The 13,977-nt window shown below is 43.4% G+C and carries 14 protein-coding genes; 3 read left to right on the top strand and 11 right to left on the bottom strand.

Annotated features, from left to right (window positions below; translation table 11 throughout):
* Positions 1-64: 64 nt before the first annotated feature.
* A complete protein-coding gene (locus FGL80_RS05905; protein ID WP_055308040.1) occupies positions 65-1,009 on the bottom strand; it encodes a LacI family DNA-binding transcriptional regulator in 945 nt (314 codons plus the stop codon).
* A 119-nt stretch (positions 1,010-1,128) separates the two neighbouring features.
* Here FGL80_RS05905 and FGL80_RS09235 point away from each other — a divergent pair, with 119 nt between their 5' ends.
* Entirely contained in the window at positions 1,129-1,263 is a 135-nt protein-coding gene (locus FGL80_RS09235; protein WP_010000247.1) for a hypothetical protein, read from the top strand.
* Positions 1,264-1,297: 34 nt separating this feature from the next.
* Here FGL80_RS09235 and FGL80_RS05900 read toward each other — a convergent pair whose 3' ends face one another.
* The 4 genes from FGL80_RS05900 to FGL80_RS05885 all read right to left on the bottom strand — a co-directional run bounded on the left by FGL80_RS05900 (position 1,298) and on the right by FGL80_RS05885 (position 5,220).
* Positions 1,298-1,897 carry a nitroreductase family protein gene (locus tag FGL80_RS05900; RefSeq protein ID WP_055308041.1) on the bottom strand — a complete coding sequence of 200 codons (600 nt, stop codon included), beginning with the start codon at positions 1,895-1,897 and terminating at the stop codon, positions 1,298-1,300.
* Between the two features lie 115 nt (positions 1,898-2,012).
* A complete protein-coding gene (locus FGL80_RS05895; RefSeq protein ID WP_029508892.1) occupies positions 2,013-2,537 on the bottom strand; it encodes a GNAT family N-acetyltransferase in 525 nt (174 codons plus the stop codon).
* A gap of 220 nt (positions 2,538-2,757) precedes the next feature.
* Positions 2,758-3,957: an aminotransferase class I/II-fold pyridoxal phosphate-dependent enzyme gene (locus tag FGL80_RS05890; protein WP_147001856.1), complete on the bottom strand. Its 1,200-nt coding sequence runs from the start codon at positions 3,955-3,957 to the stop codon at positions 2,758-2,760.
* 129 nt (positions 3,958-4,086) lie between these two features.
* A complete protein-coding gene (locus tag FGL80_RS05885; RefSeq protein WP_147001855.1) occupies positions 4,087-5,220 on the bottom strand; it encodes a THUMP domain-containing class I SAM-dependent RNA methyltransferase in 1,134 nt (377 codons plus the stop codon).
* A 59-nt stretch (positions 5,221-5,279) separates the two neighbouring features.
* Here FGL80_RS05885 and FGL80_RS05880 point away from each other — a divergent pair, with 59 nt between their 5' ends.
* Positions 5,280-5,564, top strand: coding sequence for a hypothetical protein (locus FGL80_RS05880; RefSeq protein ID WP_055308045.1), 285 nt, complete (start codon positions 5,280-5,282; stop codon positions 5,562-5,564).
* Here FGL80_RS05880 and FGL80_RS05875 read toward each other — a convergent pair.
* The 5 genes from FGL80_RS05875 to FGL80_RS05855 all read right to left on the bottom strand — a co-directional run bounded on the left by FGL80_RS05875 (position 5,556) and on the right by FGL80_RS05855 (position 11,868).
* Entirely contained in the window at positions 5,556-6,194 is a 639-nt protein-coding gene (locus tag FGL80_RS05875; RefSeq protein WP_010000255.1) for a DnaD domain-containing protein, read from the bottom strand. The two genes, FGL80_RS05880 and FGL80_RS05875, sit on opposite strands and share 9 nt — an antisense overlap.
* Before the next feature lie 132 nt (positions 6,195-6,326).
* Positions 6,327-7,634, bottom strand: a complete 1,308-nt coding sequence (gene asnS / locus FGL80_RS05870) for an asparagine--tRNA ligase (RefSeq protein WP_055308124.1) — start codon at positions 7,632-7,634, stop codon at positions 6,327-6,329.
* Between the two features lie 52 nt (positions 7,635-7,686).
* Complete coding sequence (locus FGL80_RS05865; RefSeq protein ID WP_055308046.1) at positions 7,687-8,868, bottom strand: pyridoxal phosphate-dependent aminotransferase; 1,182 nt, start codon at positions 8,866-8,868, stop codon at positions 7,687-7,689.
* 22 nt (positions 8,869-8,890) lie between these two features.
* Entirely contained in the window at positions 8,891-9,424 is a 534-nt protein-coding gene (locus FGL80_RS05860) for a cell wall elongation regulator TseB-like domain-containing protein (RefSeq protein WP_055308047.1), read from the bottom strand.
* 38 nt (positions 9,425-9,462) lie between these two features.
* Entirely contained in the window at positions 9,463-11,868 is a 2,406-nt protein-coding gene (locus tag FGL80_RS05855) for an exonuclease domain-containing protein (protein WP_147001854.1), read from the bottom strand.
* Between the two features lie 156 nt (positions 11,869-12,024).
* On the opposite strand from FGL80_RS05855, the gene mvk reads away from it, so the two are divergent.
* Positions 12,025-12,957: a mevalonate kinase gene (gene mvk / locus FGL80_RS05850; RefSeq protein ID WP_055308049.1), complete on the top strand. Its 933-nt coding sequence runs from the start codon at positions 12,025-12,027 to the stop codon at positions 12,955-12,957.
* 27 nt (positions 12,958-12,984) lie between these two features.
* Here mvk and FGL80_RS05845 read toward each other — a convergent pair whose 3' ends face one another.
* Positions 12,985-13,974, bottom strand: coding sequence for an aldo/keto reductase (locus FGL80_RS05845; protein WP_055308050.1), 990 nt, complete (start codon positions 13,972-13,974; stop codon positions 12,985-12,987).
* Between the last annotated feature and the right edge of the window lie 3 nt (positions 13,975-13,977).

Here is a 13,977-nt window from a genome sequence, read left to right as displayed (position 1 = left end):
ATTAGTATAAAACATGATGTAAGGAAATGAAACCGCTTTCGCAGTGTTAACGGTAACATGTTTTTTAGTGGCGCGTTGTGTCACGAATAATCAAATCGGGCGCTAAACGCTGCATCCCCAGCTCTCCATTATTAAGTTGTACAAACAAATTATCCACCAAAGCTTGCGCAATTTGTTCAAAGGGTTGTCGAATCGTCGTTAATTGGGGCGACGTAATTTGATCAATGAAGACGCCATCAAAACCGACTACCCCATACTTATCCGGTACGCCATGATTGCGCCCCAATGCTCGGACAACGCCCAAGGCAATCCGGTCGGTCGCACAAACAATACCAGTATTTTCTGGTAAATGCGGCATCAAATTATCAATCAACCGTTCGGCCTCATGCGAGTGATTAGCGACCGTATACACCCGCGATACGCGTTTATTCGCAGCCATGGTCGCTAAATAGCCCTGTTCGCGTTCTCGCATAAATGGCAAATCAACCTGCATGCCAATATATATAATTTTGTCATAACCGGCTTGAATCAAATGCTGGGTTGCTAACGTTGTCCCGAGACGGTTATCACTATCTACAAAGGCCATATCATGATCAAGCGATGATTCCCCATATAAGACAACTGGTACATTTAAGGCTTCCAAAGCGGCCAAATCCGCATGTCGCCAACCACTCACGATCACCCCATCAATTTGGTGATTGTCCTGAATTTTAGTGCTAATTTGTAAGGTATAGCCTTTTTTATTTAAGAGATCAGCCAGTTGTAGTAGTAAAATCGCATAGTTTGGTTCAACTGTCACGACATCTTCTAAAACTAAAAATTCAATCACGTAGTGCCGATTCGTCACCAGTGCTTGGGCCATACGATTAGGCTGATACCCAACAGCTTCAATTGCCGCGCGAACGGCGTCTCGCACTTCTTTTGAAACTTTCTCCGGATGATTGATCACCCGACTCACTGTCATTTTAGAAACATGCGCACGATGTGCGACATCTGCTAAATTTGCCATGTTAACTCCTTTGTGTTGCTTATGCTTCTCATTTTACCACGACCCGTCAAGCAGGCCACTGCCCTATATTTCCCCTTTAAAATAAGGTATACTATTAAAGACACAAAAGGATGGAAAATATGGGACGTTATCAGATTGATTTTAAGCAAAAACAAGCCGACGCTAAATACAAGTCGGGACAACAAACACAATTAACAAAGGCTGAAAAAATTGCGGCCATCAAGGCTAAATTCACACAGCAAAAAAGCAAGTAATCCTAATTTTGGATCACTTGCTTTTTTTATGAGTTTAATTGAAAAATTTGAAACGCTCTGCATCGCTCATCATGTCTTTTTCACTAGCAGCTGCTTCAATTGAGCCAAATGGCATCTGAGCGCGTAACCGCCAGTTGTCAGGAATATTAAAGGCTGCAGCGACTGCTTCATCAATCAACGGATTGTAGTGTTGCAATGACGCACCCAAGCCGGCTTCCGTCAAAGCAAGCCAAGTGGCATATTCAGCCATCCCGTGCCCTTGCTCTGACCAATCATAGAAGTTTTCCGCATAAAGTGGAATTTGTTCTTCATACATTTTAACCACGTCTGTATCGGTAAAGAACAATACTGTTCCGAAACCGGCCTTAAAGGCATGGTTAATTTTAGCTAATGTTTGCTGATATGCTTCTTCATCTGGTACTTCTTGTTGTAACCGTTTTGCCGTCATATCCCACAATTTTTCATGGGCTTCACCTGTTAAAACAACGGCGCGAACCGATTGATTATTAAAGGATGTTGGTGACTGCTTAACAGCTGACTTCACCAAATCATATAAGGCTTCTGGTGTTTGTGTAACGTGTCGTCCTAACGCATAGATTGAGCGACGTTGTGTTTGTAAATCCGTAAAAGACATTGGTTATTTATTCCCAAATAGCATGGTTCAAACATGCTATTTCCTTTCCGATAAATTATCACAATGTGATTATTTTATCATAACAACTTACTTAAAACAAGTGAACGACGATAACTTATAATACCAGTTGATAGGCCCAACGGACATTCTGATCTTCACCTTCTTGGATATACACATGCCCTTGCTTTTGAAAACCATTACCGGTGATGACGGCTTGCATGGCGAAGTTTTCTGGGTGGGTATCAATTCTAAAATCGCGTTGATTTTGTGCGTAAAAATATGACAAAATTGCTGTCATAAAACGCTGGGCAAGTTTGTGACCACGGAATTCATTTGACATCGCAAAGCGATGTAGCGTGACATAGCATTTATCATCATTCTGCCATTGGCCAGCCTCGATTACACCGTAAACTGGATCTTCTCCAACAATAACTGCCGCATAACCAGCAATTGTTTCATCCACAATTAACACATAACCTTGTTTTAATTCTAAATCGGTGGCAATCGTATCTTGGTTGGGGTACCCCATTTGCCATTGGTTAATACCTTGTTGCTTTAAATACTCTCGTCCATTGTCGATGACTGCTTTGATGTCGTGCAAGTCATCTGCGCGCGCTTGGCGCATGTATACTGCTGGCATATTTCCAAAGTATTCAGGGAATATTCTTTAACCCTCACGTTTATTCAACTCCATGGTTTGACTCATTCACGTCGTCATTGATTGCCCGAATACGTTTCCTCCATTTTGGTAGTTCATTCCAAATTAACACAGCTGCTTTGCCATAAAACTGACAAAACAGCTGAGTTAATCATTTAATTCTACCATGATAGCCAGCAAAAAAAAACAAATTTATGCACCTTTAAACAGCTGTTGCGCGCGCCAAAGTGGCAAAGCTTTTCAAACGTGACATGGCATCAACCAGCATAGCCATGCTCGCCGCATAACTGATACGAATATAGCCTTCGCCACCAGGTCCAAAACCGGATCCCGCCACAACTGCTAGACGTTCTCGGGCCACTAATTCATTGGCAAACACCACATCATCTTGGCCTAAATCAGCTGGAATTTTAGCAAAAATATAAAAGGCACCGTTTGGCCGAACCATGTCAAAGCCAAGCGCTGTCAATTCAGTGACTAAAAAGTCACGCCGTGCCTGATAAGCCGCTTTCATCCGCTGAGTGTCCGCCAGACTTCGCTCACAATTAAAGGCCTCTGTCGCAGCGGCCATCGCTGGATTCGATGGTGTCATAATGATAAAGCCATGCACTTTATTAATTTGTGCGATCAACGCCGCTGGTCCAGCTAAAATGCCAATTCGGTAGCCTGTCATCGCATGTGATTTAGACACGCCATTCACAACAATGGTTTGTTGTGGCAAATAAGTAGCAATCGATGCGTGTTCCCCTTCATATTGTAATTCCGAATAAATTTCATCTGAAATGACTAAAACCGACGTTTCTTTTAGCACGTCAGCCAAAGCCTGTAATTCAGCTGAGGTATAGGTCGCCCCAGTCGGATTTGATGGATTGGTGAGCAATAACACCTTAACCCGTGGGTTGGTTGCTAACACCCTGCGCAAATGTGTTGGTGTTAAGATAAAATCATCTTGCGACACATCAACTAATAATGGTTCGCCACCATTGAGGTGTGTCATTTCGGCATAAACTGGATAAGCTGGCGTTGGAATGAGGACTTGGTCACCTGGATTTAACACCGCCGAAAGAATGGTAAACAAGCCCTCAGTGGCACCAACAGTTGTTAAAATCTCCGTTGTCGCGTTGTAATTTAATTGGTAGCGTTCAGCCAAAAATTGCTGGGCTGCTTGCCGCAATGCCAGTGAGCCGGCAGAGACTGAATAATGAGAATCATCCGCTTCAATGGCAGCCACAGCGGCAGCTTTGATATGGTCTGGCACTGCAAAATCAGGTTCACCAATTGTTAACTTTAAGATATTTGGCAAATGACTGACTTGTTCACTAAAAGTGTGAATTGGACTTGGGACAACTTGCTGCAAACGATCAGAAAAAATATTTTCCAGTGCGCTATTTGTTTCAACCATAGATACGCCTCATTTCTTACATATTCAATATTGTTAACCATTCTACCAATATAATACGAAAAAACACGGGTTATCACGCAAAAATAAAAAAGCAAAATTTATGCAATCTGCACAAATTTTGCTTTATTTTTATTTGGCACGCTTACCCCAATACTGGAAATAATCGACACGCAATGCCCCGTTGTAGAGCTTGCGACGTTTCGTGGCTTTCTCACCATAAGCATTTTCAAAGTCTAAATCACTCGTTAAAATATACTTACTCCAACTTGGTAATTGGCGATAAACGTCACCCATTTGCGTATATAGTTCACGCGCTGCATCTAATTCGCCCAATCGCTCACCGTATGGTGGGTTGGCTACAATCACACCATTTTCTTTGTCTGTCGTCCAATCTTTGGCCGCCAGTTGCTTAAAGACAATATCTTGTCCAAGGCCGGCATGCTTCGCATTTTCAATCGCGATTTGTACCATATTTTCATCGATATCAAAGCCTTGAATATCCAATGTCCGGTCATAATCTGCTTGTGCTTCTGCTTCATCACGTACCGTCTCAGATAATGTCTTATCAAACCAATCCATTTGCTCAATATCAAAGTCACGAATCAAGCCAGGCGCAATATTTCGGCCAATCAAGGCAGCTTCAATTGCTAATGTCCCTGATCCTGTGGTTGGATCAACAAATGGTCGATCTGGATGCCAATTCGTCAACAAAACCAACGCTGCGGCAAAGTTTTCCTTTAACGGCGCCCCACCTTTATTGACACGATAACCACGTTTAAACAATGATGGCCCCGTCGTATCCAATGTGACAATCACATGATCCTTGTCGATCATGACTTCAAGCTGTGCAAAATAGCCATTTTCAGGTAAACGTGTCCGAATATGGTACGCTTCTTGTAAGCGATTAACGATCGCCTTTTTCGTAATGGCTTGCACATCTGGGACACTAAATAGTTCCGACTTCTTAGACCGTCCGGCCACTGGGAATTCTGAATCATAGTTCAGATAATCTTCCCATGGTAAGGCTTTAACGCCTTCAAATAAGTCATCAAATGTTGTCGCATCAAATTCACCAACGATGATTTTCACACGGTCAGCTGTTCGTAACCAAATATTAGCGTTTAAAATGTCACGCGCTGTGCCATCAAAACGGACACGATAATTTTCGACTTTTGGTTCATAGCCCAAGCGATCCAGTTCTTTGCCGACTAATGACTCAAGACCTGCCGCAGCAGTCGCCATTAAATGATATGTTTTTTCCATTTGTTTTCCTTTATACTAATTAAGTCACATCACGTGACGATAGGTAGGTTTAATTGCATATGAAATTGATTGATTTAACACAACTCACACACTATATGTCCCCAAAAAGTCGCTTATATTGGCAAGATACGTCGGTAATTTTACCTGTTGATCAGGTTAAATTCGCTACATCTGGTCCCAATTTGATCATCGTGACCGGCCAGCAGCCCATGACGTTATCCCAATTGCAAACGCGCCTGCAAGATATGAGCAGTGAAACGCAATTATTTGCGCCAGATGGCCAACTTATTTTTGGGTTTCACTTACAGTTAGAACACCCTGTTCCACACATTATTTTAAAATAAATTATCATATGTGTAGGTCACCCCGCGACGCTTTTGCTTGGCAATTTGCGCTTGGGTGGCTGTTTTAACATTATCTCGTTGCCAGTTCACCAAAATTGTTTCAATATAGCGTAAACTACGCGCATTGTTGGCAACGGCTTCTTGAATGGCTAATAACATCAAGTCTGGTTCAAAATGATCTTGATCAAACCAATGGCCAACCGTCTGCATTTCCATCGGCGTCAATGGCCGACCAAATTCAGCCTCCAACGTTTGGAAAATTTCACGACGCGTCGATTTGCCATCAGACATGATGGGTTGCACACTAATTTGTTGCCCTTGCAGCAATTTCGCAATCATTGGCGTAAAATCATACGTTTCCACTTGTTTCGTGGTCGCGGCAATCACCATCAGCTCACGCGTAATCAAACTTTTCAAGCGGGCAACCACGACATTTTCAGTCACGTGTAAAATTTGCGCTAATATTTTAGGCGTCGCAGCATCCCCTTGATTTTGAATTCGCGTTACCTGTAAATATAAGGCTAAATCATCATTATCCATCCCAATTTCGTGATAGTGTTGCAACAAATCATTACTAATCGCTGTTTGACCTGCTTGAATATATTGTTGTAATCGTTGATCTAATACCATCTGTCAACCTACTTTGATTCCAATACCGTTATAAAAACGTCCAAGTTAAGCTTGGACGTTTTTATCATCTACTTTAGTCTAACATGTTTTGGTCAGGGACGCTGAACAAAAGCTGTCTTCGCCCTTTAAAAATTATGGTCGAATACGATTAGTCATTCGTGGGAACGGAATGGCTTCACGAATGTGTTCTTCACCCGTGACAAATGTGACCATGCGTTCTAATCCTAAGCCAAAGCCTGAGTGTGGCACTGAACCGAACTTACGCAAATCCAAATACCAGTTGTATTCCTCAAGGTCTAAGCCTTGTTCTTCAATGCGCATCTTCAAGTATTCATAGTCGGTATCACGTTCTGAACCACCGATAATTTCCCCATAACCTTCTGGTGCCAATAAGTCGGCAGACACGACAACATCATCACGTGTTGCGTGACGCTTCATATAGAAGGCTTTGATTGCTTTTGGGAAATTGATAATAAAGACAGGCTTAGCAAAGTGATTAGCCAAGAATGTTTCTTCTGGTGATCCAAAGTCAACACCCCATTCAATATCAAAGCCATTGTCTTGCAACAACTTCACCGCATCATCATAACTAATACGTGGGTAAGGGAGTTCCGTGTAAGACGCCAATAACGCCTTGTCACGACCAAGAATATCAAGCTCTTGCTCATTGCGTTCCAAGACCTTTGAAATCAAGAATGAAATATAGCGTTCTTGCAATTCCAGACTCTCTTCTTGATGCATGAAGGCCATTTCTGGTTCAACCATCCAAAATTCCGTCAAATGACGGCGTGTCTTTGACTTTTCTGCACGGAATGTTGGACCAAAAGTAAAGACCTTCCCAAAGGCCATTGCCCCTGCTTCAGCATACAATTGTCCAGTTTGTGACAAATAAGCAGATTCACCAAAGTAATCCGTTTCAAACAATTCAGTGGTCCCTTCTGGGGCAGAACCAGTCAAGAGTGGTGAATCCAACTTGACGAAACCTTCGTTGTTAAAGAATTCATACGTTGCGGCAATCAATGTATTTCGGATCTTCAATGTCGCAAACGGCTTTAAATGACGTAGATAGAGGTGCCGTTCATCAAACAAGAAGTCTGTCCCGTGTTCTTTTGGCGTGATTGGATAATCATGGCTTTCACCAATGACTTCAATATCTGACACTGCCATTTCATAGCCAAATGATGATCGCGCATCTTCACGGATTTCACCCGTCACGTACAAACTTGTTTCTTGCTTTAATCCTTTAGCCAGTTCAAAGACTGATTCTGGTACATCTGCTTTGGCTACCACAGCTTGAAAGAATGCTGTACCATCGCGTAATTGCAAAAAGGCCAACTTACCTGAACCGCGCTTTTGACGAAGCCAAGCCCCAATCTTGACCGTTTGGCCAACATAGTCTTTAGCATCGATAATTTGAATTGTGGGAATATCTTGTGACATGATCATATACACGTGGTTTGTTACCGCACCACCTGCTTCTCCTCTATTTTAATTAAATGTATTGTTGAAAAAATTCTGTTAAACGACGAACAGCTTCGTCCAAAACGGCTTGGTCTTTGGCATAGCCCATTCGCAAATAACCTGGCATCCCAAAGCCTTCACCAGATGGCATGGCCACACGTGCTTCTTTCAGGACTTTCATCGACAACTCACTGGTATCAGCTACCCCAGCCGCCGCCAGTACTTGTGGGTCAACCTTTGGGAATAGGTAGAAAGCACCTTCGGGCTTGACGGCCACTTCAAGGCCTGGCACGCTGTTAAGGGCATCAAACGTGGCGTTCAAGCGTTTCTCAAAGGCTTGTCGCATCACTTCAACAGATGACTGGTCACCTGTCAACGCCGCAATCGCTGCATATTGTGCGACTGCTGTTGGATTAGACGTCATGTGATCCAACAATTTATTCATCGCCGCAATAATGTCAGCACTAGCTAACGTCCAACCAATTCGCCAACCGGTCATCGCATAGGCTTTCGACACACCATCAACGATAATCATCCGACTATTTTCAAGCGGTTGGAGTTGCAAGCCTGACGTGAATGTTGCCCCGTTATAAACGAGCTGACCATAAATTTCATCCAAAATAACATACGTGTCATGTTCGTCAGCCCAATTTAAAATAGCCTGCAATTCATCACGCGTATAAACTTGCCCGGTAGGGTTAGTTGGCGAATTTACAATAATGGCCTTAACCGGTGTTGTCAGCGCCTCTAAATCAGCTACCGTTAACTTCAAAGCGGCATTATCTGGCACAATTGTTTGCAATTGGCCGCCAGCTAGCTTAATTTGTTCAACATAGCTGACCCAAAGTGGTGCCGCTGCAACCACGACGTCGCCTGGATTTAAGAGCACCTGCATTAGCGCATAAAGTGATAATTTAGCCCCAGTCGTCACCGTCACATTGTTACGAGCGATGGTGGCATCATACCGTTGCTGTACATGATCCACAATGGCTTGCTTTAAAGCGTCTAACCCACTTGTTGGGGTATAAAAGCTGGTTTGATGGGCTTCAATCGCCGCAATCGCTGCTTGGGCAATGTGTTCGGGTGTTTGAAAATCTGATTCGCCAACGCCCAAATTAATCACATCAATCCCATCGGCTTGCATGGCCTTGGCTAAACGACTCATTGCCAAGGTAGCGGCGGCTTCGACTGCTTGCGCTCTTTCCGAAATCATTTTTTCTCCTCGTTCCTATTACTTACAGGCCGTTAATAACCCGATAAGGTTTTCCAGTTTTAAAATCTAAGGTCAGGTAATTTAAAGCATTGTTTTGCCCTTTATAGCTGACTTCCCATACCAACGTTTTTTTGTACTCGCTGATATTTGCAGAATAAATTTTCTTTGGCTGATACGTTTTCAGTAATAATTGCCCTAATTGTTGATTGGTCATCCCGTCTCGCCGATCATAAACCGTGACGCGCGGACTATTCCCGTGGACAATGGCAACCTTTTCTTGACCACGAGCCGTTGTCCCAACAACCGCATAAGTCGTTCCTTTACGATAATCAGCACTAATTTGCTTAACCGTCGCGATGTCTGTTTTGGCCTTCACCAATTTTTGCAGTCGCGCCTCATCTTGTCGCATCGGACTTAACGACACATAAAAGTAACCTAACGTAATGGTTGCCACGACAATTCCGATACCCGCCCCGACAAACCAAATCCGCGCCCAATGAATGCGGGAACGGCGTTGACGTTGGCGGATTCGAATATCATCTTTAAATTGCATCATTTTGTTTAGTCCTCCAACGCATAGCTAGATTTATTATATCAAAAATCTGTCAAAATTTGGTCATACTGTGCCAGCAAATTATTTTTTAACGCCACGTTGGCTTTAATGTCTGCTTGTGATTTGAACCGGTGGCGTTGCATAGCATTTAATTGTGTCACGAGTAATGCTTTCGGATGACGTTGCATTTCAGTTAATACCAAGGCGAGACGTGACACTGGTTGCCAAACTTCCCGTTCCGGTACAATCACAATGTTGGGTAACTCCTGATCGCGTAACCACATGGTTGACATGATTTTTGGCGTGACAATCAGAATATTTTGCTGTTCGGTATGCCGTTGGCGTTGGATTTTTTCAAGTGAGCCGGTGACCCCTTCCGCAACGAGCCCGTAATCGGTTGTCAAAACATGTTTTAACTTTTGATACCAATGATTCACCCGTTCACTATCTGGCACAATCATCATAATTTCACCCACGTTATGCTGTGTGAGCGCTTGCAAGTGCGTGACTGGCGAGGTGCGACCCATTTGAATCACGGTTACTGGTTGATTATCATGGTGAATAAAATCACGTTCTGCCGTCATCTGTTCTGGCACCTCACGCAAAAAGGCACTCACCTGATTATCTAAGTACTCACTGACAACCAAAAGTTTATGGATATGCGCCAAAAAGTGTGTTTGATACGTTGTTGCGACTGGGACGAAGAATGTTCTCGTGAGCTGTGTTTGCCCGTTTTCGTCGTGTTCTTGATCCTGCACTGTCACAACTGGTTCTTGCTGCAACCGTTTGATGTTGGTCAGTTCGTGCGGTAAGGTCGCCCATGACGCCGGGACAACGCCATGCTCGCCAATATCCAAAATCGTCATTAAGCGCATGATGATCATTAATAGACGTTCTGCGCGCTTGAGTTGCGTGGCAACCTTGTCGGTTTGCAAAATTTGCTTCACTAATTTCAAGGCTTCCGCCACACTCTGTTTGACAAACAAACGCTGCTTATGCGTGAGCCCAGCAACTTCTTGATGCATTAACCCTTTCAAACTGTTTTTAATATCAGTCAAATTCAATTGTGCCCGATAATGTGCTGATAATTCATCAACAAACGCACTCGGCGTTTCCATGACCACGACCGGCCATTTTGTACGCTCACGCGCTACCAAAAGCGGTTGCGCCTGATTAAAGTAAGTTTCAAAATTCATCGTCAACACTTCAGCACGGTTGACTAAACGCTGGGCGCGTTGATAGAAAATCCCCTGCTCATTACCACGCAATTCATCTAGAATCGGCAAATTGGTAGCGCCGACTTGGATTTCGTTTAATAAACCAGTCTGTGTTTGTGTTAACCACACTAAAATGCGGGCTTTGAAGAATTGGGCTGGCGACGTGTCGTCAGCTGTTTTTAACAATTGGTTAAAACGTTCAACATCAATATACGCACTCGGATCATGCAAAATGGCTGCCGTAAAATGGATAGCCAATAATTTAGCGATTTTCTCCACCAATGCTTGTTGCTGTTGCTGCAAACTGTCATCATTTGTCAACAACACAATTGGCCGTGCTTGCGGATCAAAAATTAAAGGCACCAAATAACCCAAAGTTTTGCCAATTTTCGGCGCAGTCAATACTGTTAACACGCCATCAGTTTTTTTAGTTAAGAACGCATAGACGCGATTCATTAAATCATTTTGGGCCTCATTTGAGGTTAACCATTGCCCAAATTGTTGCTGCTTCTCTTGAGAAGATTGTGGATAGGCTGGCAACGTCGCTGGCGCCATTGGTGGCACGGGATCTGGTTTCGTCACGGCGACTTGGGCCACAATGTCAAAATCAGCTAGTTGTCGTTTTGATTTGACCACCCGTAAAAAATCCTGTGTTTGTCTCAGGAGCGGCCACTGACCAAATTGTAATTGTTGGAGGACAACGACGGGTAACTGTTCCGCCTTTTGCCATAATTTCAAAAATAGTAACGCTGTTGCTTGCGCATCAGCATTTGCCCGATGGGCGTTATTGAGCGTAATATTTAAAAATGTTGTCAGATCCAACAACCGATAGCCTGGCGCTGTTGGCAACAAAATTTGTGCTAATTGGACCGTGTCAATGGCAGGATTATTCAACACTGGAAAGCCTGTTCGTGCTAACTCGTCGTTCAAATAAGGATAATCAAAATTAATATTATGCGCAATTAGTACCGTATCTTGTAACATGTTACGTAGAACTGGTGCGATTTCTTCAAAATAAGGCGCATCGCGCACATCTTTTTCTGAAATATGCGTAAGTTGTTGAATGTTGCGATCAATTGGTTGCCCTGGATCCACAAAAGATTCAAAATGATCAATGATGCGGCGATTTTTGATAAAAGTCATCCCAATTTGGATGATGCGCCCACCGCGAGCAACACTTTGTCCAGTTGTTTCTAAATCGACAACAACAAACGTTTTATTGGCGTTCATAGCAAACACCTTTCTCTGGAATTTAGTGATGAATTGCGTTGTTAACTTTGCCCTAATCAGACAACACTACGACAAACTTAACAACGCAATTCATCTATCATTTTACACTATTTAGAAAAGTGCGGTACAATAGTAAAGGAAATTCGGAGAAAAATCATGATTAGTCAAATGCTTGGAGTGGGAATTGCCCATGCCAAAATTATTTTAGTCGGTGAACATGCCGTCGTTTATAACCAACCAGCTATTGCCATTCCATTAACGAACCTGACCGTGACTACAACAATTCGCCCAGCCTTTAGCGGGCAGACGATTGAAAGTAGCACGTTTCACGGCGACCTCGATGAATTAGGCGCGAATGTGGAAGGCTTACGTCAGCTCATCCTTAAATTACTGCAATCGTTAAATTTGGTTGATGCCCCTTTCACGCTAGAAATTGAAACCAATATTCCACAAGAACGTGGTTTCGGCGCGTCAGCGGCTTTTGCAACCTCGATCACAAAAGCCTTTTTTGATTACGTGAAGGCTCCCTTGTCACCTGACCAATTAAAACACTTTACCGATTTGGCGGAAGGCATTTCCCATGGCTCCGCATCTGGTTTAGATGCTGCCACTGTCGGTTCAGATGATCCCATCTGGTTCGTCAAAAACGATACCTTAACGGCTTTTAAAATGACCTTAACCGGGACACTTGTGGTCGCTGATACAGGCATTCATGGCCAAACGATGCACGCCGTTAATATCGTGAAAAGTAATTTGGATGATGATTACGACCTCACTTGGCAAAAAATTGTCCATTTAGGCCAAATCGCAGAAAAAGTTCGGACTGATTTAACCCATAATCAGCCCGAACACGTCGGTTTGTTATTTACGGCAGCACACCACGAATTACAATCACTCGGTGTGTCGCACCCCAAACTTGACAACCTTGTCAATGCTGCCCTACATGCTGGCGCATTAGGTGCTAAGCTGACCGGTGCCGGTATTGGGGGGGCAATGTTTGCCCTGGCCAAAAATAACGATGATGCAATTAACATCGCCAATGCCCTCACAAAAGCAGGCGCGCAAAACACTTGGATTCAACCATTATAAAAAGCATCCCCAACGGGATGCTTTTTTCTATTTCAAAATCATTTCAATTTGAGCCACTTCGTCATCAGTGAAAGTCATGTTATCACTAAAGGCTAAGTTATCTACCAGATGGTCAATCTTACTTGCCCCGATGACAACAGTGGCAACGCGACGGTCGCGGAGCAACCAAGCTAATGCCATTTGTGACAACTTCTGACCACGGGCTTGCGCAATGGCGTTTAAGGCGTTTAACTTGGCAATCAACGCTGCCTTCCCGTCTTCAAATAAGAATGCATTCGTCCGGTGAATTGGGTAATCTTCCGGAATATCCTCTAAGTAACGATCCGTTAACAAGCCTTCAGCTAATGGGCCATAGGCAATCAAACCAGCATGGTTCTCATCCAATACGTCCAACAAACCATCATCAGCAGCCGTTTGATTTAACATGTTATAAGACACTTGATTACCAATAAATGGTGTACCAAGTTCAGCAAACAATTTTGCAATGGCAGCTGTTTGTTCAGCATTATAATTGGATACCCCGACATATAACGCCTTACCTTGCTTAACCAACAAGTCCATCGCATAAGCAGTTTCTTCTAAACGCGTGTTGGGATCCCAACGATGCGCATAAAAAATATCAACATAATCAAGTCCCATGCGTTGGAGACTTAAATCCAAGGCGGCCGTCAACGTCTTTTTACCAGAAAACTCACCCAATGGCCCAGGCCACATGTGATAACCAGCCTTGGTCGTGATAATCAGTTCATCACGATACGGCTTCAAATCACTGCGATATACCTGACCAAAAGTTTCTTCCGCTGTGCCATTACTTGGGCCATAATTAGATGCATTATCAAAGCTAAAAATACCACTATCAAATGCCTTCAACATCACTTTTCGAGAATTTTCAAGTGGCATTTGGTCACCCAAGTTACGCCACAAACCAAATGATACGACCGGTAAAATTAAGCCAGAATCACTCACCCGACGGTAAGGTAATTTTTCATAACGTTGTTCATCTGCTGCATATACCATGAT

The sequence above is a fragment of the Leuconostoc lactis genome, from assembly GCF_007954625.1.
GTDB lineage: Bacteria > Bacillota > Bacilli > Lactobacillales > Lactobacillaceae > Leuconostoc > Leuconostoc lactis_A.
The sequence above is the reverse complement of the archived record's forward strand: the minus strand, read 5'-3'. Positions and strand labels throughout refer to the sequence as shown.

Coding starts and splice junctions, on each gene's coding strand:
- FGL80_RS05905 (WP_055308040.1), bottom strand. CDS start 1,009: ATGGCAAATTTAGCAGATGTCGCACATCGTGCGCATGTTTCTAAAATG.
- FGL80_RS09235 (WP_010000247.1), top strand. CDS start 1,129: ATGGGACGTTATCAGATTGATTTTAAGCAAAAACAAGCCGACGCTAAA.
- FGL80_RS05900 (WP_055308041.1), bottom strand. CDS start 1,897: ATGTCTTTTACGGATTTACAAACACAACGTCGCTCAATCTATGCGTTA.
- FGL80_RS05895 (WP_029508892.1), bottom strand. CDS start 2,537: ATGCCAGCAGTATACATGCGCCAAGCGCGCGCAGATGACTTGCACGAC.
- FGL80_RS05890 (WP_147001856.1), bottom strand. CDS start 3,957: ATGGTTGAAACAAATAGCGCACTGGAAAATATTTTTTCTGATCGTTTG.
- FGL80_RS05885 (WP_147001855.1), bottom strand. CDS start 5,220: ATGGAAAAAACATATCATTTAATGGCGACTGCTGCGGCAGGTCTTGAG.
- FGL80_RS05880 (WP_055308045.1), top strand. CDS start 5,280: ATGAAATTGATTGATTTAACACAACTCACACACTATATGTCCCCAAAA.
- FGL80_RS05875 (WP_010000255.1), bottom strand. CDS start 6,194: ATGGTATTAGATCAACGATTACAACAATATATTCAAGCAGGTCAAACA.
- asnS (WP_055308124.1), bottom strand. CDS start 7,634: ATGTCACAAGATATTCCCACAATTCAAATTATCGATGCTAAAGACTAT.
- FGL80_RS05865 (WP_055308046.1), bottom strand. CDS start 8,868: ATGATTTCGGAAAGAGCGCAAGCAGTCGAAGCCGCCGCTACCTTGGCA.
- FGL80_RS05860 (WP_055308047.1), bottom strand. CDS start 9,424: ATGATGCAATTTAAAGATGATATTCGAATCCGCCAACGTCAACGCCGT.
- FGL80_RS05855 (WP_147001854.1), bottom strand. CDS start 11,868: ATGAACGCCAATAAAACGTTTGTTGTTGTCGATTTAGAAACAACTGGA.
- mvk (WP_055308049.1), top strand. CDS start 12,025: ATGATTAGTCAAATGCTTGGAGTGGGAATTGCCCATGCCAAAATTATT.
- FGL80_RS05845 (WP_055308050.1), bottom strand. CDS start 13,974: ATGGTATATGCAGCAGATGAACAACGTTATGAAAAATTACCTTACCGT.